General features: G+C 52.5%; 25 protein-coding genes. 18 read left to right on the plus strand and 7 right to left on the minus strand.

Annotated features, from left to right (window positions below; translation table 11 throughout):
- The 7 genes from mrdB to lipA all read left to right on the plus strand — a co-directional run bounded on the left by mrdB (position 1) and on the right by lipA (position 7,106).
- Positions 1-1,113, plus strand: a complete 1,113-nt coding sequence (gene mrdB / locus AC3G3F_RS21310) for a peptidoglycan glycosyltransferase MrdB (protein ID WP_000131713.1) — start codon at positions 1-3, stop codon at positions 1,111-1,113.
- A 10-nt stretch (positions 1,114-1,123) separates the two neighbouring features.
- A complete protein-coding gene (rlpA, locus tag AC3G3F_RS21315) occupies positions 1,124-2,218 on the plus strand; it encodes an endolytic peptidoglycan transglycosylase RlpA (protein ID WP_023246811.1) in 1,095 nt (364 codons plus the stop codon).
- Positions 2,219-2,357: 139 nt separating this feature from the next.
- On the plus strand, positions 2,358-3,569 hold the full coding sequence (gene dacA / locus AC3G3F_RS21320) for a D-alanyl-D-alanine carboxypeptidase DacA (RefSeq protein WP_023246810.1): 1,212 nt from the start codon (positions 2,358-2,360) through the stop codon (positions 3,567-3,569).
- Between the two features lie 107 nt (positions 3,570-3,676).
- Complete coding sequence (ybeD, locus tag AC3G3F_RS21325; protein ID WP_000850547.1) at positions 3,677-3,940, plus strand: DUF493 family protein YbeD; 264 nt, start codon at positions 3,677-3,679, stop codon at positions 3,938-3,940.
- A 99-nt stretch (positions 3,941-4,039) separates the two neighbouring features.
- Positions 4,040-4,681: a lipoyl(octanoyl) transferase LipB gene (lipB, locus tag AC3G3F_RS21330; RefSeq protein WP_023246809.1), complete on the plus strand. Its 642-nt coding sequence runs from the start codon at positions 4,040-4,042 to the stop codon at positions 4,679-4,681.
- Between the two features lie 301 nt (positions 4,682-4,982).
- A complete protein-coding gene (locus tag AC3G3F_RS21335; RefSeq protein WP_023246808.1) occupies positions 4,983-5,936 on the plus strand; it encodes a YbeF family transcriptional regulator in 954 nt (317 codons plus the stop codon).
- A gap of 204 nt (positions 5,937-6,140) precedes the next feature.
- Complete coding sequence (gene lipA, locus AC3G3F_RS21340; protein WP_023246807.1) at positions 6,141-7,106, plus strand: lipoyl synthase; 966 nt, start codon at positions 6,141-6,143, stop codon at positions 7,104-7,106.
- Between the two features lie 85 nt (positions 7,107-7,191).
- On the opposite strand, the gene tatE is transcribed toward lipA, so the two are convergent.
- Entirely contained in the window at positions 7,192-7,395 is a 204-nt protein-coding gene (tatE, locus tag AC3G3F_RS21345) for a twin-arginine translocase subunit TatE (RefSeq protein WP_000503937.1), read from the minus strand.
- Positions 7,396-7,523: 128 nt separating this feature from the next.
- Positions 7,524-8,312, minus strand: coding sequence for a deaminated glutathione amidase (locus AC3G3F_RS21350; RefSeq protein ID WP_053508417.1), 789 nt, complete (start codon positions 8,310-8,312; stop codon positions 7,524-7,526).
- Positions 8,313-8,402: 90 nt separating this feature from the next.
- Between AC3G3F_RS21350 and crcB the strand changes: the two genes are divergently transcribed.
- Positions 8,403-8,786 (plus strand): fluoride efflux transporter CrcB, encoded by a 384-nt coding sequence (crcB, locus tag AC3G3F_RS21355; protein WP_000939753.1) that lies wholly within the window; start codon positions 8,403-8,405, stop codon positions 8,784-8,786.
- A 56-nt stretch (positions 8,787-8,842) separates the two neighbouring features.
- Here crcB and cspE read toward each other — a convergent pair whose 3' ends face one another.
- On the minus strand, positions 8,843-9,052 hold the full coding sequence (cspE, locus tag AC3G3F_RS21360; protein WP_000034826.1) for a transcription antiterminator/RNA stability regulator CspE: 210 nt from the start codon (positions 9,050-9,052) through the stop codon (positions 8,843-8,845).
- 187 nt (positions 9,053-9,239) lie between these two features.
- Positions 9,240-9,812, minus strand: a complete 573-nt coding sequence (pagP, locus tag AC3G3F_RS21365; RefSeq protein WP_072162039.1) for a lipid IV(A) palmitoyltransferase PagP — start codon at positions 9,810-9,812, stop codon at positions 9,240-9,242.
- A gap of 379 nt (positions 9,813-10,191) precedes the next feature.
- Between pagP and dcuC the strand changes: the two genes are divergently transcribed.
- Positions 10,192-11,577: an anaerobic C4-dicarboxylate transporter DcuC gene (gene dcuC / locus AC3G3F_RS21370; RefSeq protein ID WP_023182931.1), complete on the plus strand. Its 1,386-nt coding sequence runs from the start codon at positions 10,192-10,194 to the stop codon at positions 11,575-11,577.
- 55 nt (positions 11,578-11,632) lie between these two features.
- On the opposite strand, the gene dpiA is transcribed toward dcuC, so the two are convergent.
- Together dpiA and dpiB are read right to left on the minus strand one after the other, a co-directional pair.
- A complete protein-coding gene (gene dpiA / locus AC3G3F_RS21375) occupies positions 11,633-12,313 on the minus strand; it encodes a two-component response regulator DpiA (RefSeq protein ID WP_000138786.1) in 681 nt (226 codons plus the stop codon).
- A complete protein-coding gene (gene dpiB / locus AC3G3F_RS21380; protein WP_023246803.1) occupies positions 12,282-13,943 on the minus strand; it encodes a sensor histidine kinase DpiB in 1,662 nt (553 codons plus the stop codon). Before dpiB ends, dpiA begins: the two co-directional genes overlap by 32 nt.
- A 384-nt stretch (positions 13,944-14,327) precedes the next feature.
- Here dpiB and citC point away from each other — a divergent pair, with 384 nt between their 5' ends.
- The 9 genes from citC to rnk all read left to right on the plus strand — a co-directional run bounded on the left by citC (position 14,328) and on the right by rnk (position 22,626).
- The gene (citC, locus tag AC3G3F_RS21385; protein ID WP_023246802.1) at positions 14,328-15,404 is read left to right on the plus strand and encodes a [citrate (pro-3S)-lyase] ligase; all 1,077 of its coding nucleotides are present in this window, start codon (positions 14,328-14,330) and stop codon (positions 15,402-15,404) included.
- Positions 15,401-15,697 carry a citrate lyase acyl carrier protein gene (gene citD / locus AC3G3F_RS21390; RefSeq protein WP_023246801.1) on the plus strand — a complete coding sequence of 99 codons (297 nt, stop codon included), beginning with the start codon at positions 15,401-15,403 and terminating at the stop codon, positions 15,695-15,697. Before citC ends, citD begins: the two co-directional genes overlap by 4 nt.
- Positions 15,694-16,602: a citrate (pro-3S)-lyase subunit beta gene (gene citE, locus AC3G3F_RS21395; protein ID WP_023246800.1), complete on the plus strand. Its 909-nt coding sequence runs from the start codon at positions 15,694-15,696 to the stop codon at positions 16,600-16,602. The genes citD and citE overlap by 4 nt, the downstream gene beginning before the upstream one ends.
- 9 nt (positions 16,603-16,611) lie before the next feature.
- A complete protein-coding gene (citF, locus tag AC3G3F_RS21400; RefSeq protein WP_063390243.1) occupies positions 16,612-18,141 on the plus strand; it encodes a citrate lyase subunit alpha in 1,530 nt (509 codons plus the stop codon).
- A gap of 3 nt (positions 18,142-18,144) precedes the next feature.
- On the plus strand, positions 18,145-18,696 hold the full coding sequence (gene citX / locus AC3G3F_RS21405; protein ID WP_053529313.1) for a citrate lyase holo-[acyl-carrier protein] synthase: 552 nt from the start codon (positions 18,145-18,147) through the stop codon (positions 18,694-18,696).
- Positions 18,668-19,564: a triphosphoribosyl-dephospho-CoA synthase CitG gene (citG, locus tag AC3G3F_RS21410; RefSeq protein WP_053529312.1), complete on the plus strand. Its 897-nt coding sequence runs from the start codon at positions 18,668-18,670 to the stop codon at positions 19,562-19,564. Before citX ends, citG begins: the two co-directional genes overlap by 29 nt.
- A gap of 37 nt (positions 19,565-19,601) precedes the next feature.
- A complete protein-coding gene (citT, locus tag AC3G3F_RS21415) occupies positions 19,602-21,065 on the plus strand; it encodes a citrate/succinate antiporter CitT (RefSeq protein ID WP_023246796.1) in 1,464 nt (487 codons plus the stop codon).
- A gap of 109 nt (positions 21,066-21,174) precedes the next feature.
- Positions 21,175-21,981 (plus strand): ribonuclease I, encoded by an 807-nt coding sequence (gene rna, locus AC3G3F_RS21420; protein ID WP_063390241.1) that lies wholly within the window; start codon positions 21,175-21,177, stop codon positions 21,979-21,981.
- 234 nt (positions 21,982-22,215) lie between these two features.
- Complete coding sequence (gene rnk, locus AC3G3F_RS21425; RefSeq protein ID WP_000089752.1) at positions 22,216-22,626, plus strand: nucleoside diphosphate kinase regulator; 411 nt, start codon at positions 22,216-22,218, stop codon at positions 22,624-22,626.
- An 82-nt stretch (positions 22,627-22,708) separates the two neighbouring features.
- Here the strand turns inward: rnk and AC3G3F_RS21430 are convergent, their stop codons facing one another.
- The gene (locus tag AC3G3F_RS21430; protein WP_053529311.1) at positions 22,709-23,947 is read right to left on the minus strand and encodes a zinc-dependent alcohol dehydrogenase; all 1,239 of its coding nucleotides are present in this window, start codon (positions 23,945-23,947) and stop codon (positions 22,709-22,711) included.
- Positions 23,948-24,139: the final 192 nt, after the last annotated feature.

Raw genomic sequence — 24,139 nt, forward strand, 5'->3', positions numbered from 1 at the left:
ATGACGGATAATCCGAACAAAAAAACCTTCTGGGATAAAATTCATATCGATCCCACGATGCTACTGATTCTGCTGGCGTTACTGGTTTACAGCGCGTTGGTCATCTGGAGCGCCAGCGGCCAGGACATCGGCATGATGGAGCGTAAAATTGGCCAGATTGCGATGGGGCTGGTGGTCATGGTGGTGATGGCGCAGATCCCGCCGCGCGTGTATGAAGGCTGGGCACCCTATCTCTATATCATTTGTATCATTCTGCTGGTCGCCGTTGATGCCTTTGGCGCAATATCCAAAGGCGCGCAGCGCTGGCTCGATCTGGGAATCGTTCGCTTTCAGCCTTCGGAAATAGCCAAAATCGCCGTGCCGCTGATGGTCGCCCGCTTTATTAATCGCGACGTCTGCCCACCCTCGCTGAAAAACACCGCCATCGCCCTGGTATTAATTTTTATGCCTACCCTGCTGGTCGCCGCCCAGCCGGACCTGGGGACGTCTATTCTGGTCGCCCTTTCAGGTCTCTTTGTCCTATTTTTGTCTGGTCTGAGCTGGCGCTTAATTGGGGTCGCCATTGTATTGATCGCTGCATTTATTCCTATTTTGTGGTTCTTCCTGATGCACGATTACCAACGCCAGCGTGTCATGATGCTCCTTGATCCGGAGACCGATCCGCTGGGCGCGGGCTATCATATTATTCAGTCTAAAATCGCCATTGGCTCAGGCGGCCTGCGCGGTAAAGGCTGGCTCCATGGCACCCAGTCGCAACTGGAGTTTTTACCCGAACGCCATACCGACTTTATCTTCGCGGTACTGGCGGAAGAACTCGGTCTGGTGGGCATCCTGATTCTGCTCGCGCTCTATATTTTGCTGATAATGCGCGGTCTGTGGATTGCCGCCAGAGCGCAAACTACATTTGGTCGCGTGATGGCTGGCGGATTAATGTTAATATTATTCGTTTATGTCTTCGTAAATATTGGTATGGTGAGCGGTATTCTGCCTGTGGTTGGAGTACCTTTACCCCTGGTCAGCTACGGGGGCTCCGCACTGATCGTGCTGATGGCCGGGTTCGGGATTGTGATGTCGATCCACACCCACAGAAAAATGTTGTCGAAAAGCGTATAAGGGGTGCGCAATGCGTAAGCAGTTGCCTGTAATCTGCGTCGCGGCAGGGATAGTACTACTCGCGGCATGTACTAATGACGGCGGTCAGCAGCAACCCACCGTCGCGCCGCAGCCTGCGGTATGTAATGGTCCGGCGGTGGAAATCAGCGGAGCGGAACCGCGTTATGAACCTCTGAATCCGACTGCAAACCAGGATTATCAGCGTGACGGTAAAAGTTATAAAATCGTTCAGGACCCGTCCCGCTTTAGCCAGGCTGGCCTGGCCGCTATTTATGATGCGGAACCCGGCAGTAATTTAACCGCCTCCGGGGAGATGTTCGATCCGATGCAGCTTACCGCCGCTCATCCGACGCTGCCCATCCCCAGCTATGCGCGAATTACCAACCTGGCTAACGGACGCATGATCGTCGTACGTATTAACGATCGTGGCCCCTATGGCACCGATCGGGTCATCTCTCTTTCCCGCGCGGCAGCCGATCGTCTGAATACCTCGAATAATACTAAAGTACGGATTGACCCTATTATCGTGGCGCCGGACGGTTCGCTTTCCGGCCCGGGGATGGCCTGTACGACGGTGGCGAAACAGACCTACGCTCTGCCTCCTCGCCCTGATTTAAGCGGCGGCATGGGAAGTGTCTCCTCAGCGCCTGCGCAACCGCAAGGCGACGTACTTCCGGTCAGCAATTCCACATTGAAAAGTGACGATACTACCGGCGCGCCGGTGAGCAGCAGCGGCTTCCTTGGCGCGCCGACCACGCTGGCGCCTGGCGTGCTGGAGGGTAACGAACCGACGCCGGCTCCACAGCCAGCGCCGGTCTCCGCGCCGGTGACGGCTCCAGCGGCTACGGCGACGGTTAGCGCGCCTGCCGCCGCGGCGAGCGGTCGTTTCGTCGTCCAGGTCGGTGCCGTCAGCGATCAAACGCGCGCGCAGCAGTACCAACAGCGTTTAAGCCAGCAGTTCAGTGTACCAGGCCGCGTAATGCAAAACGGCGCGGTCTGGCGTATTCAACTGGGGCCTTTTGCCAGTAAAACGGAAGCCAGCGCGTTACAGCAACGTTTGCAAACAGAAGCACAATTACAGTCCTTTATCGCCAGCGCGCAGTAACATATTGCAGGCATCTGTACTGTCAATTTCTGTAAATGACATTAACAAAGTCACGCGGAAAGTCAGATGCCTGCCAGTTATGCTTTTGCTATAGTAGGGCTCTTTTTTTAATTTCATCACGGACGTCGTAGTTCAGACCATGAAGACCACTTTTTCCGCTCGTTTTATGCAGCGCATGGCGCTCACCACGGCGCTTTGTGCCTCGTTTATCTCAGCCGCACATGCCGATGACCTGAATATCAAAACTATGATCCCGGGTGTTCCGCAGATCGATGCGGAATCCTACATCCTGATCGACTACAACTCCGGCAAAGTTCTGGCGGAACAAAACGCCGACGAACGTCGCGACCCGGCGAGTCTGACGAAGATGATGACCAGTTACGTCATCGGACAGGCAATGAAAGCGGGTAAATTTAAAGAAACCGACCTGGTTACCGTCGGTAATGACGCCTGGGCCACCGGCAATCCGGTATTTAAAGGCTCCTCGCTGATGTTCCTCAAGCCGGGAATGCAGGTACCGGTCTCCCAGTTGATACGCGGCATCAATCTGCAATCCGGTAATGACGCCTGTGTGGCGATGGCTGATTTCGCCGCCGGTAGCCAGGATGCTTTCGTCGGGCTGATGAACAGCTATGTGAACGCGCTGGGACTGAAAAATACCCATTTCCAGACCGTACACGGCCTGGACGCCGACGGACAATACAGTTCAGCTCGCGATATGGCGCTGATTGGCCAGGCGTTAATTCGCGATGTGCCTAACGAATATGCCGTTTATAAAGAAAAAGAGTTCACCTTTAACGGCATTCGCCAGTTAAACCGTAACGGTTTGCTGTGGGATAACAGCCTAAATGTGGACGGCATCAAAACCGGGCATACCAGCAAAGCGGGCTATAATCTGGTCGCTTCCGCAACCGAAGGCCAGATGCGCTTGATCTCCGCCGTGATGGGCGGACGGACCTATAAAGGCCGTGAAACAGAAAGCAAAAAACTGCTGACGTGGGGCTTCCGTTTCTTTGAAACCGTTAATCCGCTGAAGGCTGGTAAAGAGTTCGCCTCTGAACCCGCCTGGTTTGGTAATACCGATCGCGCCTCGCTGGGCGTCGATAAAGACGTTTACCTGACGATCCCTCGCGGCCGCATGAAAGATTTGAAAGCGAGCTATGTACTGAATACTGCGGAACTGCACGCGCCGCTGCAGAAAAACCAGGTGGTCGGCACCATCAACTTCCAGTTGGACGGCAAAACCATCGAGCAGCGTCCGCTAGTCGTACTGCAAGAGATCCCGGAGGGGAACTTCTTCGGTAAAATCATTGATTACATTAAATTAATGTTCCATCACTGGTTTGGATAAAAATTGAACGCTTGAAAGTGTGATTTTCGTCCCCATATACTATGCATCAGTAAAACTCCCGTCCTGTGGCGGGAGTTATTATTTTTTTACGTAATGCCGGAGCTGACATGAAAACCAAACTTAACGAACTGCTTGAATTCCCTACGCCATTTACTTACAAAGTAATGGGGCAGGCGTTACCTGAGCTGGTTGATCAGGTGGTTGAAGTGGTACAGCGCCATGCGCCTGGTGATTACTCTCCGACGGTAAAACCGAGCAGCAAAGGCAACTACCACTCGGTCTCTATCACCATTAACGCCACCCATATTGAACAGGTTGAAACGCTGTACGAAGAACTGGGCAATATTGATATCGTACGAATGGTATTGTAATACATCCAGACGGTTACCCGGTCTTATCCGGGTAACTCCTCGCCTTCCCCGCTGTGATATACTTTCCTCTCTTTTTTCATTCTCTACGGAGATGCCGTTTTGTATCAGGATAAAATCCTTGTCCGCCAGCTCGGCCTTCGGCCCTATGAGGCTATCTCTCAGGCCATGCATGACTTTACCGATATGCGCGATGAAAACAGCAATGATGAAATCTGGTTGGTTGAACATTACCCGGTGTTTACCCAGGGCCAGGCCGGTAAAGCGGAACATATATTGATGCCTGGCGATATTCCCGTTGTGCAGAGCGATCGAGGGGGGCAGGTGACCTATCATGGTCCGGGCCAACAGGTGATGTACGTTTTACTTAACCTGAAGCGACGTAAACTGGGCGTGCGTGATTTAGTCACCCTACTCGAACAGACCGTGGTGAATACGCTGGCTGAAATTGGTATTGAGGCGCATCCGCGCGCCGATGCGCCGGGCGTCTACGTGGGTGAAAAGAAAATCTGCTCGCTGGGTTTACGTATCCGTCGCGGCTGCTCCTTCCACGGTTTAGCACTAAACGTTAACATGGATCTTTCCCCTTTCTTACGTATCAACCCGTGTGGTTATGCCGGAATGGAAATGGCCAAAATAACGCAATGGAAGGAAGACGCTACCACGGATAATATTGCGCCCCGCTTGCTGGCGAATATTTTAGCCCTGCTAAATAATCCACCGCATGAATATATTGCCGCTTAATGAGTAAAATATAATGGCCCAAGAAATTTATGGGTCATTAATCATATATGATTTGAATACTTTACTTCTCCCCTCGCTTTCTATATTTTCGTTATATCCCTGCTGTACCCGCCAGGCGGCATGGTCTCTTCAGTCCTCACGATGAGGCATTTTCCGTGAGCAAAATATCGACCTTGCTGTTACTTACCTTATTGAAATGACTAAAGATATATTCATTAGAGCAATTTTTAAAGCAACTTATAAATGCAAGATATGTTATTTCATCTATTATTCATAATACGAATAAATTCGGAGCCAGAGCGTGAGTGATAATAATCAGACAGAAAGACAGCCTGCCGATCAACACCTACAAGACAAACCGCAAATTTTCAGAACACTGAGAAATATCGACCTCAATCTATTGACGATTTTCGAAGCCGTGTATGTCCATAAAGGGATCGTCAATGCAGCGAAAATTCTTAATTTGACGCCGTCAGCTATCAGCCAGTCCATTCAAAAATTACGGACCATATTTCCCGATCCGTTGTTTATTCGCAAAGGCCAGGGCGTAACGCCCACGACGTATGCTACGCATCTGCACGAATACATCAGCCAGGGGCTGGAGTCTATTCTTGGTGCCCTGGATCTTACGGGCAGCTATGATAAGCAACGCACCATTACGATTGGCACGACGCCTTCGGTCGGCGCGCTGGTGATGCCGGTGATTTATCAGGCCATCAGGACGCGTTATCCTCAGCTTTTGCTGCGCAATATTCCGGTAGACGATGCCGAAAGCCAGCTTAGCCAGTTTCAGACCGATCTCATTATCAATACCCATAGCTATAACAACCGGAGCATTCAGCATCACGTCCTGTTTAGCGATACGCTTGAGATTGTCTGTCGCCAGCATCACCCGTGTCTGGCGAACGCCATTACTGAAGAGAAACTGAACAGCGCGGATCACACCTTTCTGATGCTGGAGGGACAAAATCTTTCCCTACTGCGCCAGCGGCTGCAGGAGACATTTCCCGATCAGCAAATCAGTTTTAGTAGTTACAATATTTTTACCATTGCCTCGCTGATCGCCAGCAGCGATCTGCTGGGTCTGATGCCCACCCGCTTCTACACCTTATTTAGCCGCTGCTGGCCGCTTGAACGCCTTCCCTACGTGCCGGTGAATAGTGAACAGGTCGAGTTCTCGCTGCATTACAATAAACTGAGTCTGCGCGATCCGGTGCTGGAGAACGTCATTGATATTATTCGTGAGGCGTTCTGACAAAAATGTTGCATTCAGGTCACGGAAGAGATGGGCAAACAGCACAAAACAACAACTATTTTACATTTTGCCGGGCTGTCAGGCTGCTTTATGGCCCTTATCAATGATATACTGCGTGTCACAAATTCAAAAATAGTTGATAAATACAACTTTCCCTTGAATTGAAACGCTTTCTTCGTTATTCGCAACTGGAACACGCACGCTATGAGTAAACCCATTGTGATGGAACGCGGTGTAAAATACCGCGATGCCGATAAGATGGCTCTTATCCCGGTAAAAAATGTGGTCACAGAGCGCGACGCTCTGCTACGTAAACCGGAATGGATGAAAATAAAACTTCCGGCGGATTCTACCCGTATCCAGGGCATCAAAGCCGCAATGCGCAAAAATGGCCTGCATTCTGTCTGCGAGGAAGCGTCTTGCCCGAACCTGGCTGAATGTTTCAACCACGGTACCGCCACGTTTATGATCCTCGGCGCCATTTGCACCCGCCGCTGTCCGTTCTGTGATGTCGCCCATGGCCGCCCTGTTGCGCCGGATGCGGAAGAGCCGCAGAAACTGGCGCAAACGATCGCCGACATGGCGCTACGCTATGTGGTAATCACCTCTGTCGACCGTGACGATCTGCGTGACGGCGGTGCCCAGCATTTTGCTGACTGCATCACCGCCATCCGAGCCAAAAGCCCGGAGATAAAAATAGAGACGCTGGTGCCAGACTTCCGTGGACGTATGGATCGTGCGCTGGATATCCTTAACGCAACGCCGCCGGATGTGTTTAACCATAATCTTGAAAACGTGCCGCGTATCTACCGTCAGGTACGTCCGGGCGCCGATTACAACTGGTCGCTGAAATTACTGGAACGCTTCAAAGAAGCGCACCCGCAAATTCCGACAAAATCGGGTCTGATGGTCGGCTTAGGCGAAACCAACGCAGAAATCATTGAGGTTATGCGCGACTTACGCCGTCACGGCGTCACCATGCTGACGCTTGGCCAGTATCTACAGCCAAGCCGCCATCACCTGCCGGTACAGCGTTATGTCAGCCCGGAAGAGTTTGACGAGATGAAAGCGGAAGCCCTGGCGATGGGCTTTACCCATGCTGCCTGTGGTCCCTTTGTGCGTTCTTCGTACCATGCTGATCTACAGGCCAAAGGCATGGAAGTGAAATGATCGTGTAATACACGCTTACATTTCAGGCAGAAAAAAACCGGCAACTCGCCGGTTTTTTACTCTGCAGAGCAAGCGCATCGCGCCATTACTCTTTATGCGAGAGCTTTTCAGCCTGAACGCCGCCGTCAACGTCTTTCTTCACGCCCGCGTCTTCATCGTTCATCGCTTTCTTGAATCCTTTAATCGCCGTGCCCAGGTCTCCGCCCAGCGTACGTAACTTCTTGGTACCAAACAGCAGAACAACCAGTGCGGCAACCACCAGCAGTTTGGTAATACTAATCTCACCCATAGATACCTTCTTCACTAAAAACAGGCTGCGTAACGCGCCGGATTAACCTGAGAATATTAACGGTCTTTCGACGCGCGCACACAATAGCAATCTGTAACAAGGTGAATCAAGCCTTGCGTAAAAAAACATCATAATAATTGCGGTGGCGCAAATCGTCGTTGCTGCAAAAGAGGAAGCTGCTCCCGCACCTGGTCTATTCGTTCTCTGAATATTTCCGCGACGATCAGCGCCGGGCGATCGGCAGCCGCCGCTATCGTTACGCCCAACGGATCGATAATACGACTTTGACCAATATTACGATTACCACACTCCCCGGCCGCAATCATATAGCAGGTGGTATCCAGCGCTCTCGCCGCCAGCAGCGTCGACCACTGCTGCTCTTTCAACGGGCCGCGAATCCAGCCCGTCGGCAGCACCAATACGTCGGCTCCCTGTAAAGCCAGCGCCAGAGCCATGTCAGGAAAGCGCAGGTCATAACAGGTCATAAGCCCCACCTTAAACTCTTCGACGTCCAGTACCGGCGCGATAAGGGCTCCGGCATCAATACTTTTAGACTCTTGCATCGAAAACGCATCATAGAGATGCAGCTTCGCGTAACGCGCGACAATATTACCCGCCCGCAACGCCACCAACATATTAACCGCCCGTCCGGGCGTTGACGGGACAGGGACAGTGAATATCGTCGTCATATTATTATGAGCGCTTTCTTCCTGAAGCCGCGTCATAAACGCGCCATCCAGCGGCTGCGCGGCGCGAATCGGCAGGTCAAGGTCGATGTCATCTCGCGCTAATATCCCCTCAGGCAGCACCAGAAGCGATACGCCGCGCTCCGCCGCCTGAGACATTAACGAAACGCAGACTTGCGCATTATTTTCCCATACAGGGCTTACGACAAACTGTCCGGCTGCAACGAACATATCACCTCCCACACATCTGTCAGGACTCGCCAATTATGCTTGTTCGGCGTTACACTCCTCCTGTATAGCAATTAAATAAAGGATTCGGCAGTGTTACAGCTTCTTTTAGCAGTTTTTATCGGCGGTGGAACGGGGAGCGTAGCCCGGTGGATGCTAAGTATGCGTTTTAACCCGCTCCATCAGGCGATTCCCATCGGTACGCTAACAGCAAATTTGCTTGGCGCGTTTATTATCGGCATGGGGTTCGCCTGGTTTAACCGCATGACACATATCGATCCGATGTGGAAAGTGCTCATCACTACCGGCTTTTGCGGCGGCCTGACGACCTTTTCTACTTTTTCTGCCGAAGTGGTATTTTTGCTGCAAGAGGGGCGCTTTGGCTGGGCGTTACTGAATGTGCTAATTAACTTACTGGGGTCGTTTGCCATGACGGCGCTGGCATTCTGGCTATTTTCCGCCGCAGCGGCGCGTTAAGCGCAAAAAAACCCGCCGAAAGGGCGGGTTTTGAAATCTTGCTGTCGGACGTATGCTTACAGAGCAGTTACGTTTGCAGCGGAAGGGCCTTTGGCACCGTTAGTGATTTCGAACTCTACGCGCTGACCTTCAGCCAGAGTTTTAAAACCATTGGTCTGGATTGCAGAGAAGTGTACGAACACGTCTTTGCTGCCATCTTCCGGAGTAATGAAACCGAATCCTTTGGATTCATTAAACCACTTAACGTTACCTTTAATCTTAGACATCAAAATTACCTTTACATGAAAAATAGACACAAATGCTGTGTCGGATACCAGTACAACAATTGTGATGCATTTTGTCCAGTCGAACTTTGCGAAAAAGTGATAAATATCGCGTTAATTTTTAGCTAACCCTATCTACTTATTGTTTTTTAAGGCTTTTTAATTCACAACAGAAGAATGCCATTCCTCGTCAAAACTGGAAACGCATCCAGGCAAAATAGACGTTTCCATTGTTATACGAACCCGGAATGTAGGTCATCTGAAAGGTGGCGGGACCATAGCCTATCGATGCTAAAGGCAACAGCACAGGGATGGGAATATAATGCCAGTTGTCACGCGCTGTAACGCCTGCAGTAAAGCCCAATCCCAGGCGAAAATTATCGTCTTCCAGCGGTCGCCAGGTCTTTTCCCAGCCATAACCGCCTATGGGTTCCCATTTGTTAAATGAATCTTTAAAGGCCATCATATAAAGGCCATGCCAGTTGCCTTTGTCGTCCCAACGCGACTGACCAAAACCAACGCCCCACGGCCGCTCGTTATAGCGATCCGTTTTCTCTTTATCGTAGGCAAAGCGCGCATGCCAGGTAATGGCGGGGACATACAAATCATAATGCTCAGGCTGTCGCCACGTTTCTGCAACGTTATCGGTAAACGTGTTAAACCACCCTTTATCCGCCGCAGCGACTGAAGGAATAGCCAGCCATGGCATAACAAGGAGAGCGATAATAAAAAAATGCTTTCTGATGATCATCACAACATACATACCGTTCAAAAATTCGACCGTGATAATAACAACATAAACCTGAATAAAATCTTAACAAACTATAAACAGAGAATAACCTGAGAGAGTATCGGGTTAACGGCGTTTGATTTAGCACTCAGAACCGTCGCGCGCTCCTTACTAAGTTTTCACAAATAACACAAAACAAAGCACAAAAACAAAACAATAAAATAACAATAAATTGATGTTTATAGCACTGCGGAAAATGTCGTATAAACATATTTCATCTTTAGCGGTGACATGAAAAAATAACAGCGCCGTGATTTTAATCAGTAAGGCGCCATCCTTTATTCGGTACATTTTTATACCACTTTTGTGGCTCTTATTTTTTACTCTGGATGTCGATAAGACAGGGGAAACAATGCTAACAGTTATAGAGCTCCTTATCGGAGTCGTCGTTATTGTGGGCGTAGCGCGCTACATCATTAAGGGATATTCCGCCACTGGCGTTTTATTTGTCGGCGGTCTGGTTCTGCTTATTATCAGCGCGCTGATGGGACATAACGTATTACCTGCCAGCGAAACCAGTACTGGCTATACCGCAACCGATATTGTTGAATACATCAAAATTTTGCTCATGAGTCGCGGCGGCGATCTTGGCATGATGATCATGATGCTGTGCGGTTTTGCCGCCTATATGACGCATATCGGCGCGAATGATATGGTCGTGAAGCTGGCATCGAAGCCGTTGCAATACATCAATTCGCCCTATCTATTAATGATTGCCGCCTACTTTGTCGCCTGTCTGATGTCGCTGGCCGTCTCTTCCGCGACAGGACTTGGCGTACTGCTCATGGCCACACTCTTCCCGGTGATGGTAAACGTCGGCATTAGCCGCGGCGCGGCGGCGGCTATTTGCGCCTCTCCGGCCGCCATCATCCTCTCGCCAACGTCTGGCGATGTGGTTTTAGCCGCAAAAGCGGCGGAAATGCCATTAATCGACTTTGCGTTCAAAACCACTCTACCGATTTCCATCGCCGCAATTATCGGTATGGCGATTGCGCACTTTTTCTGGCAGCGCTATCTGGATAAAAAAGAGAACATTTCACATGAGATGCTGGACGTGGCGGAGATTACCACAACTGCCCCTGCGTTTTATGCCCTTTTGCCGTTCACGCCCATTATCGGCGTACTGATTTTTGACGGTAAATGGGGGCCTCAGCTACACATTATTACCATCCTGGTGATCTGTATGCTGCTTGCCGCCGTGCTGGAATTCGTGCGCGGCTTCAATACGCAAAATGTGTTTTCCGGTCTGGAAGTGGCTTATCGCGGCATGGCGGATGCGTTTGCCGGCGTCGTGATGCTGCTGGTCGCGGCGGGCGTTTTCGCCCAGGGGCTGAGCACCATTGGCTTTATCCAAAGTCTGATCTCGATCGCCACCTCTTTTGGCTCCGCCAGCATTATTCTGATGCTGGTATTAGTGATTTTAACCATGTTGGCCGCGATGACCACTGGTTCAGGCAATGCGCCTTTTTACGCTTTTGTTGAGATGATTCCTAAACTGGCGCACTCCTCCGGTATTAACCCAGCCTATTTATCCATCCCAATGCTACAAGCCTCAAACCTGGGGCGCACGATTTCGCCGGTCTCCGGCGTGGTGGTCGCTGTCGCCGGGATGGCTAAAATTTCACCGTTTGAAGTGGTGAAACGCACGTCCGTTCCGGTCATGGTCGGTCTGTTGATAGTCATTATCGCCACGGAAATTATGGTGCCAGGCGCCTCCTCCGCCGTCACTGGCGGCTGATAGTCGGTAAGCGCCGGGGCGAGGTAAAACACCGTCCCGGCATCTTAAGCCTGGCTTAGCCGCCGTGATAAATACGCTGCGGCCTACCCACTTTGCCATGAATAATCTCTGCGACAATCAGGTGCCGACTCGCACAATATTCCAGATAGCGTCGGGACGTGGTGCGGCTTATCGTTAAGGCCTGCGCGACCGTTTCAGCCGTATGGCGTACTGTTGGATCGGCAAACAGCTTCATCACCGCATTAAGGGTTAAGGCATCAATACCCGTCGGCAAATCCCCTTTCGGTTCGCCGCGCGCATAGGCGTTGAACATTTCATCTATCTGCTTCTGGCTTGCGCTATCCGCGCTCGCCAGCATACGTCTGCGCTGTTGATAACGGGTCAGCGTCTGCCCCAAACGTTCATAAGCAATAGGTTTGACCAGATAATCAAACGCGCCGCTACGTACCGCTTCCGCTACCGTCTCCATGTCACTGGCAGCGGTCGTAAACACTACGCCGCCAGGATAGCGCGACTGCATTAATTCATGCAGCAGCGTAATCCCCTTCCCATCCGGCAGATAATTATCCAACAGAATTAATCCAGGTTTGAACCGGTCAATCATCATTCTCGCCTGCGCCAGATTGCCCGCCAGCCATATCTGGTTAAAGCCAGGAATATGGCGGATATATTCCGCGTGCATCTCCGCCAGCAGCGTTTCATCCTCAACGATCAATAGGGTTAATGGTTCTGTCATCGTTTTTTTTCACTTTCGGAAGGAATAAAGAAAATAAGGTGCCACAAGGATCATTATCTTCCAGTGTAATGACCCCGCCACAGCGCCCCACATAACTTGCAATCAGATATAACCCGATACCATGCTCACCGGGTTCGTCGGTTCGCGTACTTACGCCCTGTTCAAAAATTTTTTCCCGCAGCGCTTCAGGAACGCCGCAGCCCTGGTCGGCGACCTCTATCACCACCTCGTCGCCCTCGTCGCTCAGGAAAAGTTCGACGGTCTTGTCGCCTTCCTGTGTACGCAAACTTGCTTCAAACGCATTATCCAGCAGATTCCCGACGATAGCGGCGAACTCCGTGCTATCCAGCCCCTCCGGCAGTTGATGTAGCTGGCTGCCGGGAACAATCACCATCTTGAGCCCCAGTTCACGCGCGCGCTGAACTTTGCCAAACAGCAAACCGGCCACCTGACGATCGGCGAAAGCACCACGTAAACTATCAATAAGTTGCTGCTGCGCCTGCGATTCGCCCTGCACCATCTCTCTGACCCGATCATACTCTTTCATTTGCAGCAGGCCGCTCAGGGTCGACATCCAGTTCAGGTGCTCATGGCGTAGCGTGCGCAGACTCTCAACATACTGTTTAATCTGGGTTAGTTGCGCATTCAACGTCGCGATTTCATCCTTGCTGCGAAAACTAATAATAGCGCCCAGCAGTTCCTCGCCGGAACGGATAGCTTCACGATTGGCGATGACGCTCAAGCCATTGAAGTTGGCCATCACATCCTGGCGTCTTTCTGCGATCTGGCAGGTAAAAAAGTCTGCAGGATTGACGACTTCCGCTACCGGCTTACCCAGCCACTGACGCCCCGGCGACGGCAGCCCCAGCATTTTTCTCGCATTGCGGTTAATCGCGGTGATATGTCCCTCCGGATCAACGGCGATCAATCCTTCATAGACCGAACTAAACAGCGCCTCCTGCTGGCGTACCACGCGCGCAATCTGTTTCGGCTCCATGCCCAGCATTTGTCGGCGGATATGCGCGGCGAAAAACCAGGAAAGCAGCATTAATACCACCAGCAACAGTACAAAAACACCCGCCATCGGCAATAAAAAGTCCAGCCGCCAGGAGTCGATTTTACTGACCAGATAGCCAATTGAAACAACGCCGATCACGTTGCCTTCGTTGTCAAAGATGGGCGTTTTAGCGCGCATCGCCATCCCTATCGAGCCCTTGCCGGTAATGAAATAACTTTCTCCTCTTTCCAACGCGCCGGGTTTCGTAAACTGCATGGGATAACCGATTTTTTTCGGATTCGGATGGTAAAGCCGGATCGAGTGGCGATCGCCTATCACCACATAGTCAAAATCCGTCCCGCGCTGTAGTTTATTCGCAATTGTCGCCAGGCGTTTATAGTCCCGGGTTTTTACGGCGGCGATAATGCTGTCGTTAGAGGCAATAATTTTTGCCTGATTCATCGCCATGTCACGAACATGGGACGCCAGATAATCTTCGAAACTGGCAGAAAAATATTGTGCTAGCGCTGCCACGATGAAAACAGAAACCACCAGAATGAGCAGAAAAATACGTAACGGAAACGCGAGTTGCCGAAAAAAAGGAAACAGCTTTTTATTTTTCTGATATGGCATTAAGGTTCCTTATGGGCATTTCACTACGGACTTACCGCAAATGTAATAAAAATGTTTTAATTAACTTGAGGCATATAAAAAGCGATCGTTACAGATTCCCCACATTAAATCAATTAAACAACTAAAACCCACCGCCGGAATGGCGATTAAATTAATTAAAAAACTTAAAACCATAAAACACTTAAAAACCATCTAACGCTTTGTGAAATAAATCAAAATTTACCTCCAAAATACTCCTTACGATGTATACGTCAGAGAGAAAAATAAATAATTCGCAATAAAAACCCTCCCACTCTGACTGAAAAGAAAAAGTTATCAAGTTGCAACACAGCGCAACATATACAGAAAAGTGGCAACAAGCATATCACCAGGATATTTCTTACTATGTTTGGCAATAATGTATTCACCCGGGTAAAACGCTCTGAAAATAAAAAAATGGCGGAGATCGCTCACTTTCTCAAAGAGAATGATTTAAGCGTCGATACCACCGTCGAGGTGTTTATTACCGTCACCCGTCATGATCGTCTTATTGCCTGCGGCGGTATCGCCGGAAATATCATTAAATGCGTGGCCATTAGCGAATCAGTACGCGGTGAAGGTTTAGCGTTAACGCTGGCGACGGAATTGATTAATCTCGCCTGGGAACGGCACTGCACCCATCTTTTTATTTATACAAAAACGGAATACGAAGCGCTGTTTAAACAGTGTAGCTTTTCGACGATAGCCAGCGTCCCTGGCGTGATGGTATTAATGGAAAATAGCGCGACCCGGCTGAAACGGTATGCGGAATCGCTGGCGACATTGCGTCATGAGGGAAAGAAAATTGGCTGTATCGTGATGAACGCCAATCCTTTCACTCACGGTCATCGCTATCTGATCCAACAGGCGGCTGCGCAGTGCGACTGGCTGCATCTGTTCCTGGTCAAAGAGGATACGTCACGCTTTCCCTATGAAGACCGACTCAATCTGGTACTTAAAGGGACAACCGATATCCCACGCTTAACCGTTCACCGCGGCTCCGAATACATTATTTCTCGTGCGACGTTCCCCTGCTATTTCATTAAAGAGCAGAGCGTCATTAATCACTGTTATACCGAAATCGACCTGAAGATTTTCCGCCAGTATCTGGCGCCCGCGCTTGGCATCACACACCGTTTTGTCGGTACGGAGCCGTTTTGCACCGTTACCGCCCAGTACAACCGTGATATGTGTTTCTGGCTAGAGACGCCAACGCTTCCTGCCCCACCCATTGCGCTGGTGGAAATAGAGCGGCTTTGCTTCCAGGAGACGCCGATATCCGCCTCCTGGGTACGCAAGCTGCTGGTTAAACACGATCTCACGGCTATCGCGCCGCTGGTTCCCGACGCCACCCTGCGCTATTTGCAGGGCATGGACGAACGCCATCCGGGCAGCGCGGCAGCCCGTCAAAAGTCCCCCGCATTAGCAACAGGTGAAAAATGAAAATAAAGCAGCTAGCCGTCGCAGGCACGCTTGAGTCCGGTGATGTGATGATACGCATTGCGCCGCTCGATACGCAGGATATTGACCTGCAAATCAACAGTAGCGTTGAAAAACAGTTTGGCGAGGCCATTCGCGCCACTATCCTGGAGGTGCTTTCTCGCTACGATGTGCGCGGTGTGCAACTGAACGTCGATGATAAAGGCGCTCTGGACTGCATTTTGCGCGCCCGACTGGAAACGCTACTGGCGCGCGCCAGCGGTATTGCCGCTCTGCCCTGGGAGGATCGCCAATGATTTCCGCCTCTCTGCAACAACGTAAAACCCGCACCCGCCGCAGCATGTTATTCGTACCGGGCGCCAACGCGGCGATGGTGAGCAATTCGTTTATCTATCCGGCCGACGCGCTGATGTTCGACCTGGAAGACTCCGTTGCATTACGCGAAAAAGACGCGGCGCGCCGTCTGGTTTATCACGCGCTGCAACATCCTCTTTACCGTGACGTCGAAACCATTGTCCGCGTGAACGCGCTGGACTCCGAATGGGGCGTCAACGATCTGGAAGCGGTCGTGCGCGGCGGCGCGGACGTGGTGCGTTTACCGAAAACCGACACCGCGCAGGATGTCATTGACATCGAAAACGAAATTCTACGCATTGAAAACGCCTGCGGTCGCGAACCGGGCAGTACCGGCCTGTTAGCCGCCGTGGAATCGCCGCTGGGTATTACCCGCGCGGTAGAAATCGCCCACGCCTCTGAACGGCTGATCGGGATTGCGCTGGGCGCGGAAGACTATGTTCGCAACCTGCGCACCGAACGTTCTCCGGAAGGCACCGAACTGCTGTTCGCCCGCTGCGCCATTTTGCAGGCCGCGCGTTCCGCCGGTATTCAGGCCTTCGATACCGTCTATTCCGACGCCAACAACGAAGCCGGTTTCCTGCAAGAAGCCTCCCACATTAAACAACTGGGTTTTGACGGTAAGTCACTGATCAACCCCCGCCAGATCGAACTGCTGCACAACCTTTATGCGCCGACGCGTAAAGAGGTCGCCCATGCGCGTCTGGTGGTTGAAGCCGCAGAAGCCGCCGCCCGCGAAGGTCTCGGCGTCGTTTCCCTTAACGGCAAGATGGTCGACAGCCCGGTGATTGAACGCGCCCGTCTGGTGCTCTCCCGTGCAGAACTTTCCGGTATTCGCGAAGAATAAGGCAAAAAAATGACGCAGAAAAACGAATCTCAACGCCAGGATCGCGTAGCAACCTGGAGCCGTCACGCTGAAAGCGAACTGAGCGCTTACCAAAGTGCGGCAAAATTGAATCTACAAGCGCAAAAACCGCGCAACCACAAACTGTGCGCCAGCCTGGAAGAGGCTATCCGCCGTTCCGGTTTACGCGACGGTATGACTCTCTCCTTTCACCACGCGTTTCGCGGCGGCGATCTGACGATTAACCTGGTGATGGAAACCATCGCGAAGATGGGCTTCAAAAACCTGACGCTGGCCTCCAGTTCGCTGAGCGACTGCCATGCGCCGCTGGTTGAACACATTCGTAACGGGGTGGTCAGCCGCATCTACACGTCAGGTCTGCGCGGCCCGCTGGCGGAAGAAATTTCTCGTGGCCTGCTGGCTGAGCCGGTTCAGATTCACTCCCACGGCGGTCGTGTGCATCTGGTACAAAGCGGGGAACTCAATATTGATGTTGCGTTTCTTGGCGTGCCCTCCTGCGATGAATTCGGTAATGCTAACGGTTATACCGGCAAGGCCTGTTGCGGTTCACTGGGCTATGCGATGGTTGATGCCGACAGCGCGAAGCAGGTCGTGATGCTGACGGAGCAACTGCTGCCATACCCGCATAACCCAGCCAGCATCGCCCAGGATCAGGTTGATCTGATCGTGCAAATCGAAGAAGTCGGTGATGCAAACAAAATCGGCGCTGGTGCGACCCGCATGACCACTAACCCGCGTGAACTGCTGATCGCCCGCAGCGCGGCGGAAGTCATTGCTCACTCCGGCTACTTTAACGAAGGTTTCTCACTGCAAACCGGCACCGGCGGCGCATCGCTGGCGGTCACCCGCTTCCTGGAAGACAAAATGCGTAGCCGCAACATTGTGGCTAATTTCGCGCTGGGCGGTATCACCGCCACCATGGTCGACCTGCATGAAAAGGGCTTAATCCGCAAACTGCTTGACGTTCAGAGCTTCGATCGTAACGCTGCACAATCCCTGGCGCGTAACCCGAACCATATCGAAATCAGCGCTAACCAGTACGCCAACTGGGGTTCTAAAGGCGCTTCCGTCGACCGTCTGGACGTGGTGGTGCTGAGCGCACTGGAAGTAGACACCCACTTTAACGTTAACGTGCTGACCGGCTCCGACGGCGTTCTGCGCGGCGCGTCCGGCGGTCACTGCGATACCGCCGTCGCGGCGGCGCTATCCATCATCGTCGCGCCGCTGGTACGCGGTCGCATCCCAACGCTGGTTGATAACGTCACCACCTGCGTCACACCGGGTTCCAGCGTCGACATTCTGGTCACCGATCACGGTATCGCCGTCAACCCGGCGCGTCCGGAGCTCGCTGAACGCCTGAAAGCAGCGGGAATGAAAGTGGTATCGATTGAATGGCTGCGCGAACGCGCGCAACTGCTTACCGGTCAACCCTGCCCTATCGAATTCACCGACCGCGTGATTGCTGTCGTGCGTTATCGCGACGGTTCAGTGATCGATGTGGTGCATCAGGTGAAGGAATAAGCCATGCGCCTGCTTCCGGAACTCGCCGCCTGTCACGACGTTTCTATTCCTGAACTGCTCGCCAGCCGGGATGAGAGACAAGCAAGACAGCGCGCCTGGCTTACCCGTCACGCCACTCCGCTGGTCTCCTTTACCGTGGTGGCGCCAGGCCCGATGAAAGACAGCGCGTTAACCCGCCGGATCTTTAATCACGGCGTGACTGCCCTGCACACGCTGGCAGAAGAGTATGGCTGGACCATCCGGGAGCAGGCTGCACTGGCTTCCGCCAGCGGACCGGAAGGGTTGCTGGCGATTGACGCGCCCGCTCAGGCGCTCAAACAGGCGACCATTACGCTTGAACAGCGTTATCCACTGGGGCGCCTGTGGGATATCGATGTCCTGACGGCGGAAGGCGAAATACTCTCCCGCCACCATTTCGCGCTTCCCGCCCGCCGCTGTCTGCTGTGCGGGCAAAGCGCGGCTGAATGCGCGCGGGGTAAAACCCACGCGCTGGCTGATTTACTGATTCATATGGAGGCGCTGCTGCATGATGCCGATTCCCGCCAACCCAACTAACGCCTCCATTCAGCCTCAGTCGCTGTACCACGCCTGGGCCGATTTGGCCTGGCGCGCCATGCTGACCGAGGTAAATTTATCGCCAAAACCCGGTCTGGTAGACCGGCTAAACTGCGGCGCGCACAAAGATATGGCGCTGGTGGATTTTCACCGCAGCGCGGAGGCGATTCGAGACTGGCTGCCGCGCTTTATGGAATATGGCGCAAGTTGCACGCGCCTGCCACCAGAGTCGGTTCTGGCGGGCTTGCGTCCATTGGGGATGGCCTGTGAAGCGGCGATGTTTCGCGCAACAGCAGGCGTCAATACCCATAAAGGCAGCATTTTCTCACTGGGACTACTGTGCGCCGCTATTGGCCGCCTGTATCAGCAACGCCAGCCGATCGCCGCAGAAACGCTCTGCGCTACCGTCGCCGACTTTTGCCGCGGCCTGACCACGCGCGAACTGCGCCAGAACAATCTCCAGCTTACGGCAGGTCAGCGGCTGTATCAGCAACTGGGATTAACCGGCGCGCGCGGCGAGGCGGAAGCGGGCTACCCGCTGGTCATCCGCCACGCTCTGCCGCACTACCGCGCATTGCTGGCGCAGGGGCGCGATCCGGAACTGGCACTGCTTGATACCTTACTGCTGCTGATGTCGCTTAACGATGATACCAACGTCGCGTCGCGCGGCGGGGCGGACGGCCTGCGCTGGTTACAGCAGCAGGCGGCGTGCTTATTACATCAGGGCGGCATACGGACTCCTGACGATCTCGTTTATCTCCACCGGTTCGATCAGCAATGCATTGAACGCAATCTCAGCCCCGGCGGTAGCGCCGATCTGCTGATCGTGACCTGGTTTTTAGCGCAAATTTCGCAAGTTAATCATTAACACAATTATAGAAAATATCCTTTCCGGAGAGTCATTTATGTCTTTATCCAAAGATAATATATGGAAGTTGTTGGCCCCATTAGTGGTGATGGGCGTCATGTTGCTGATTCCTGTTCCAGATGGTATGCCGCCGCAGGCCTGGCACTATTTTGCGGTTTTCGTCGCGATGATTGTTGGTATGATCCTCGAGCCAATCCCGGCGACGGCGATCAGTTTTATCGCCGTAACCATTTGCGTTATCGGCAGCAATTACCTGCTATTTGATGCTTCAGAACTGGCCGATCCAGCGTTTAAAGCCAGTAAACAGGCGCTGAAATGGGGGCTTGCCGGTTTCTCCAGCACCACGGTCTGGCTGGTCTTTGGCGCATTTATTTTCGCGCTGGGCTACGAAGTGACCGGGCTGGGGCGCCGCATTGCGCTGTTTTTGGTAAAATTCATGGGCAAACGCACGCTGACGCTCGGCTATGCGATTGTCATTATCGATATTTTACTGGCGCCGTTTACCCCATCCAATACCGCCCGTACCGGCGGTACTGTCTTCCCGGTCATCAAAAACCTGCCGCCGCTGTTTAAATCGTTTCCAAACGATCCTTCCGCACGCCGCATCGGCGGTTATTTGATGTGGATGATGGTGATCAGTACCAGCCTTAGCTCTTCTATGTTTGTCACTGGCGCGGCACCAAACGTGTTAGGTCTGGAGTTTGTCAGCAAGATCGCCGGCGTCCAGATTAGCTGGCTGCAGTGGTTTCTCAGCTTTCTGCCGGTAGGGATTATTTTACTGATCGTTGCGCCGTGGCTCTCCTATGTGCTTTATAAACCCGAAGTGACCCACAGTGCGGAAGTCGCGGCCTGGGCTGGCGACGAGTTAAAAAGCATGGGACGTCTGTCCCGCAAAGAGTGGACGCTGATTGGCCTGGTGCTGCTTAGCTTAGGATTATGGGTTTTTGGCGGAAAAATCATCAACGCTACCGCCGTGGGTCTGTTGGCCGTCTCACTGATGTTGGCGTTGCATGTCGTGCCGTGGAAAGACATTACGCGTTACAACAGCGCCTGGAACACCCTGGTGAACCTCGCTACGCTGGTGGTCATGGCTAATGGCTTAACCCGCTCCGGCTTTATTGACTGGTTCGCCAATACCATGAGCACTCATCTGGAAGGTTTCTCACCGGATGCGACCGTCATTGTACTGGTACTGGTGTTCTATTTCGCGCACTATCTGTTCGCCAGCCTTTCCGCTCACACCGCGACCATGCTGCCGGTCATTCTGGCGGTGGGTAAAGGTATTCCGGGCGTTCCGATGGAACAACTGTGTATTCTGCTGGTGCTGTCAATCGGTATCATGGGCTGTCTGACGCCGTATGCCACCGGTCCTGGCGTGATTATCTACGGCTGCGGTTACGTGAAATCCAGAGATTACTGGCGGCTTGGCGCAATCTTTGGCGTTATCTATATCGCTATGCTGTTGCTGGTGGGCTGGCCGATTCTGGCAATGTGGAATTAAACATTTCGCCAACGTAGGTTAAAAATGATGCCGGTCAGATTCACCTGAGCGGCATTTTTTATGATTAAATGAGTGATATTCATAATGTGTATAAATTATCGAATTCATCATGAACACAATATGGCATTACAGTCCGCTGCTGGCTGTCCTCTTAACCCCGATTTTTGCCGCCAACGCCGACGAACTTCAGGCGCAACAGTACGGTGATTTCACTGGCTATGTGCTGGCGCTTTCCTGGCAAACCGGTTTTTGTCAAAGCCAGCATGAACGCCATCATCGGGAGCCCGATGAGTGCCGTCTGCAAAAAGAGCCAGCCAGCAAAGCAGACTTTCTGACCGTCCACGGCCTGTGGCCAGGATTACCCAAATCTATCGCCGCACGCGGCGTTGACCAGCGACGCTGGCAACGCTTTGGCTGTGCGACGCGGCCAATCCCGAATCTGCCTGAAGTCAGGGCCAGCCGGAAATGCGCAGCCCCCGACCCCGGACTTTCGCCTGACATCGCGGCAACGCTTAGGGAAGTAATGCCCGGCGCGGGAGGAAATTCCTGCCTGGAGCGCTACGAATATGCCAAACATGGCGCCTGTTTCGGGTTTGATCCAAATGCCTATTTCGGCACCATGATACGGCTGGATAAGGCGATAAAAGGCAGCACGCTGGGGCAGTTTCTGGCGGATAATTACGGCAAAACCGTTAGCCGCGCCGCGTTTGATAGCGTAGTCGAACAAATGTGGGGCAAGGATAATGTCAAAGCCGTTAAAGTAAACTGCCATGGTAATCCCGCCTATTTAACAGAGATTCAGTTTTCATTAAAGGCGTCGATGATTAACGCTCCGCTCTCCTCCGCCTCATTCCTGCCGCAGCCGCATCCCGGCAACTGCGGGAAACAGTTTATTATCGATAAAGCCGGTTATTGACGAAACAGAGGTTTAAAACCGTAGCCAAATTTGAGAACACGCCCGAATGTAGACTAAAATTCACTCAAGGCTATGACGTTTGAGGATTTACCCGAATGTGAACTAAATCACTTCAAAGACGGGGTAAGTCTCAGTATCATCATGAGAGTTAAACCCTCGCCGCCAGACGGTGAGGGTTTTCTTTTGGGACCATTTACCTGCACTACTCGCAGTATCGATGACATGGAGTAAGAAATGTCCAGACCCACTATTATCATTAACGACCTTGACGCCGAACGTATTGATCGTCTGCTGGAACAGCCTGCGTATGCGGATCTGCCGATTGCCGACGCGCTCAACGCCGAACTGGATCGCGCGCAAATGTGTTCGCCACAAGAGATGCCGAGCGATGTCGTCACCATGAACAGCCGCGTTAAATTCCGCAATTTGAGCGACGGTGAAACACGCGTACGGACACTGGTGTATCCCGCCAATATGACGGACAGCAGTACCCAGCTTTCGGTAATGGCTCCCGTCGGCGCGGCGTTGCTGGGACTGCGCGTCGGCGACACCATTCACTGGGAACTGCCGGGCGGCGCCTCCACTCATCTCGAAGTGCTGGAACTCGAATATCAGCCTGAAGCCGCGGGCGACTTCCTGCGTTAAACCATCTGCATAAGCGTTAACGCGTTTACACAGAGGATGCCTGCGCATCCTCTTTCCGTTATCCCTTTCATTGCTGCCTATGTCAGACGACGCCGCCGGGCATCGGGTTGATTAATCCCGTCGCCTGTTTCTGCGCCGCTTCCACCGACGATGCTCCCGGCACTAAGATGACCTTCCGGCACTCTTCTTCGCGTTTTTCGAAAATTTCGTAGCCGCGCGCCGCCTCTTCAAATGGCATATAGTGCGTGACAATCTCCTCCGGCTTCAGCAGTCCCTTCTCAATAAGCGGCAATAATTCCCCCAGCCACGCGTGAACATGGGTTTGACCCATTTTAAAACTTAGCCCCTTATCAAACGCGTCGCCGAACAAAAAACCGTGAATAAAACCGGCATAAACGCCGGGCACGCTGACTACGCCGCCGCGCCTGACCGCCGCGATACATTGCCGCAGCGCTTTACCGCTGCTGCCTTCCAGTTTAAGGTTCGTCAGCACTGTCTCCGTCATACTGCCTTTCGCTTCAAAGCCTACAGCATCAATCACCGCGTCCACGCCGCGGTGTCCTGCCGTCTGTTCGATAATTTTTTCCGCCGGATCATTCTCATCATCAAAGTTGATCGGTATCGCGCCGTAACGTTCTTCGGCGAAACGTAAGCGATAGGGATGATGATCCACGACAAAGATCTGCTCCGCGCCCAACAAACGCGCGCAGGCGATGGTCAGCAATCCGACCGGCCCTGCGCCAAAAACCGCCACGCTGGAACCTTGCTGAACCTGGGCGTTTTTTGCCGCCTGCCAGGCGGTAGGCAAAATATCAGAAAGAAACAGCGCCTTATCGTCAGATAACAGCGGCGGCACCTTAAATGGGCCGACATTACCTTTTGGCACGCGAACATATTCGGCCTGCCCGCCGGGAACGCCGCCATAAAGGTGGCTGTAGCCAAACAGCGCCGCTGGCGGCGGGATCTGTTTTTTATTCAACGCCGCGCCGTGTCCGTCGTTGGTGTTTTCACAGGCCGAATATTGCTGTAATCGACAGAAAAAGCAGTCGCCGCAAGCAATGACGAACGGGATCACAACCCGATCCCCTTTCTGAATGTTCTTCACTTCCCGCCCGGTTTCGACCACTTCGCCCATAAATTCATGGCCAAAAATATCGCCATGTTTTACCTGTGGGATCTTGCCGCGATACAGGTGCAAATCAGATCCGCAAATCGCGGTGGCGGTAATACGCAAAATAATATCGTCGGGCTGCTCAATGCCGGGATCGGGTACGTTTTCAACCTTTACGTGATGTGGACCGTGATACGTCAATGCTTTCATGCAGCCTCCGGGGTAACGGTGAATGTCGCGTTCGTCTATAAAAGGGTAGCTATCCCGGGGTGACTGCCGGAAAAACAGGCGGCTTTAGGATTTTTCCTGGAAAATATACGGCTTTTTTTAGCGCCAGGTTGCCGTAATATTTAAAATTGCCAGACAAATAGCAGAAAGAAATATTATTATATGTTTGAATAA

The sequence above is a fragment of the Salmonella sp. FC25216 genome (genome assembly GCF_057751355.1).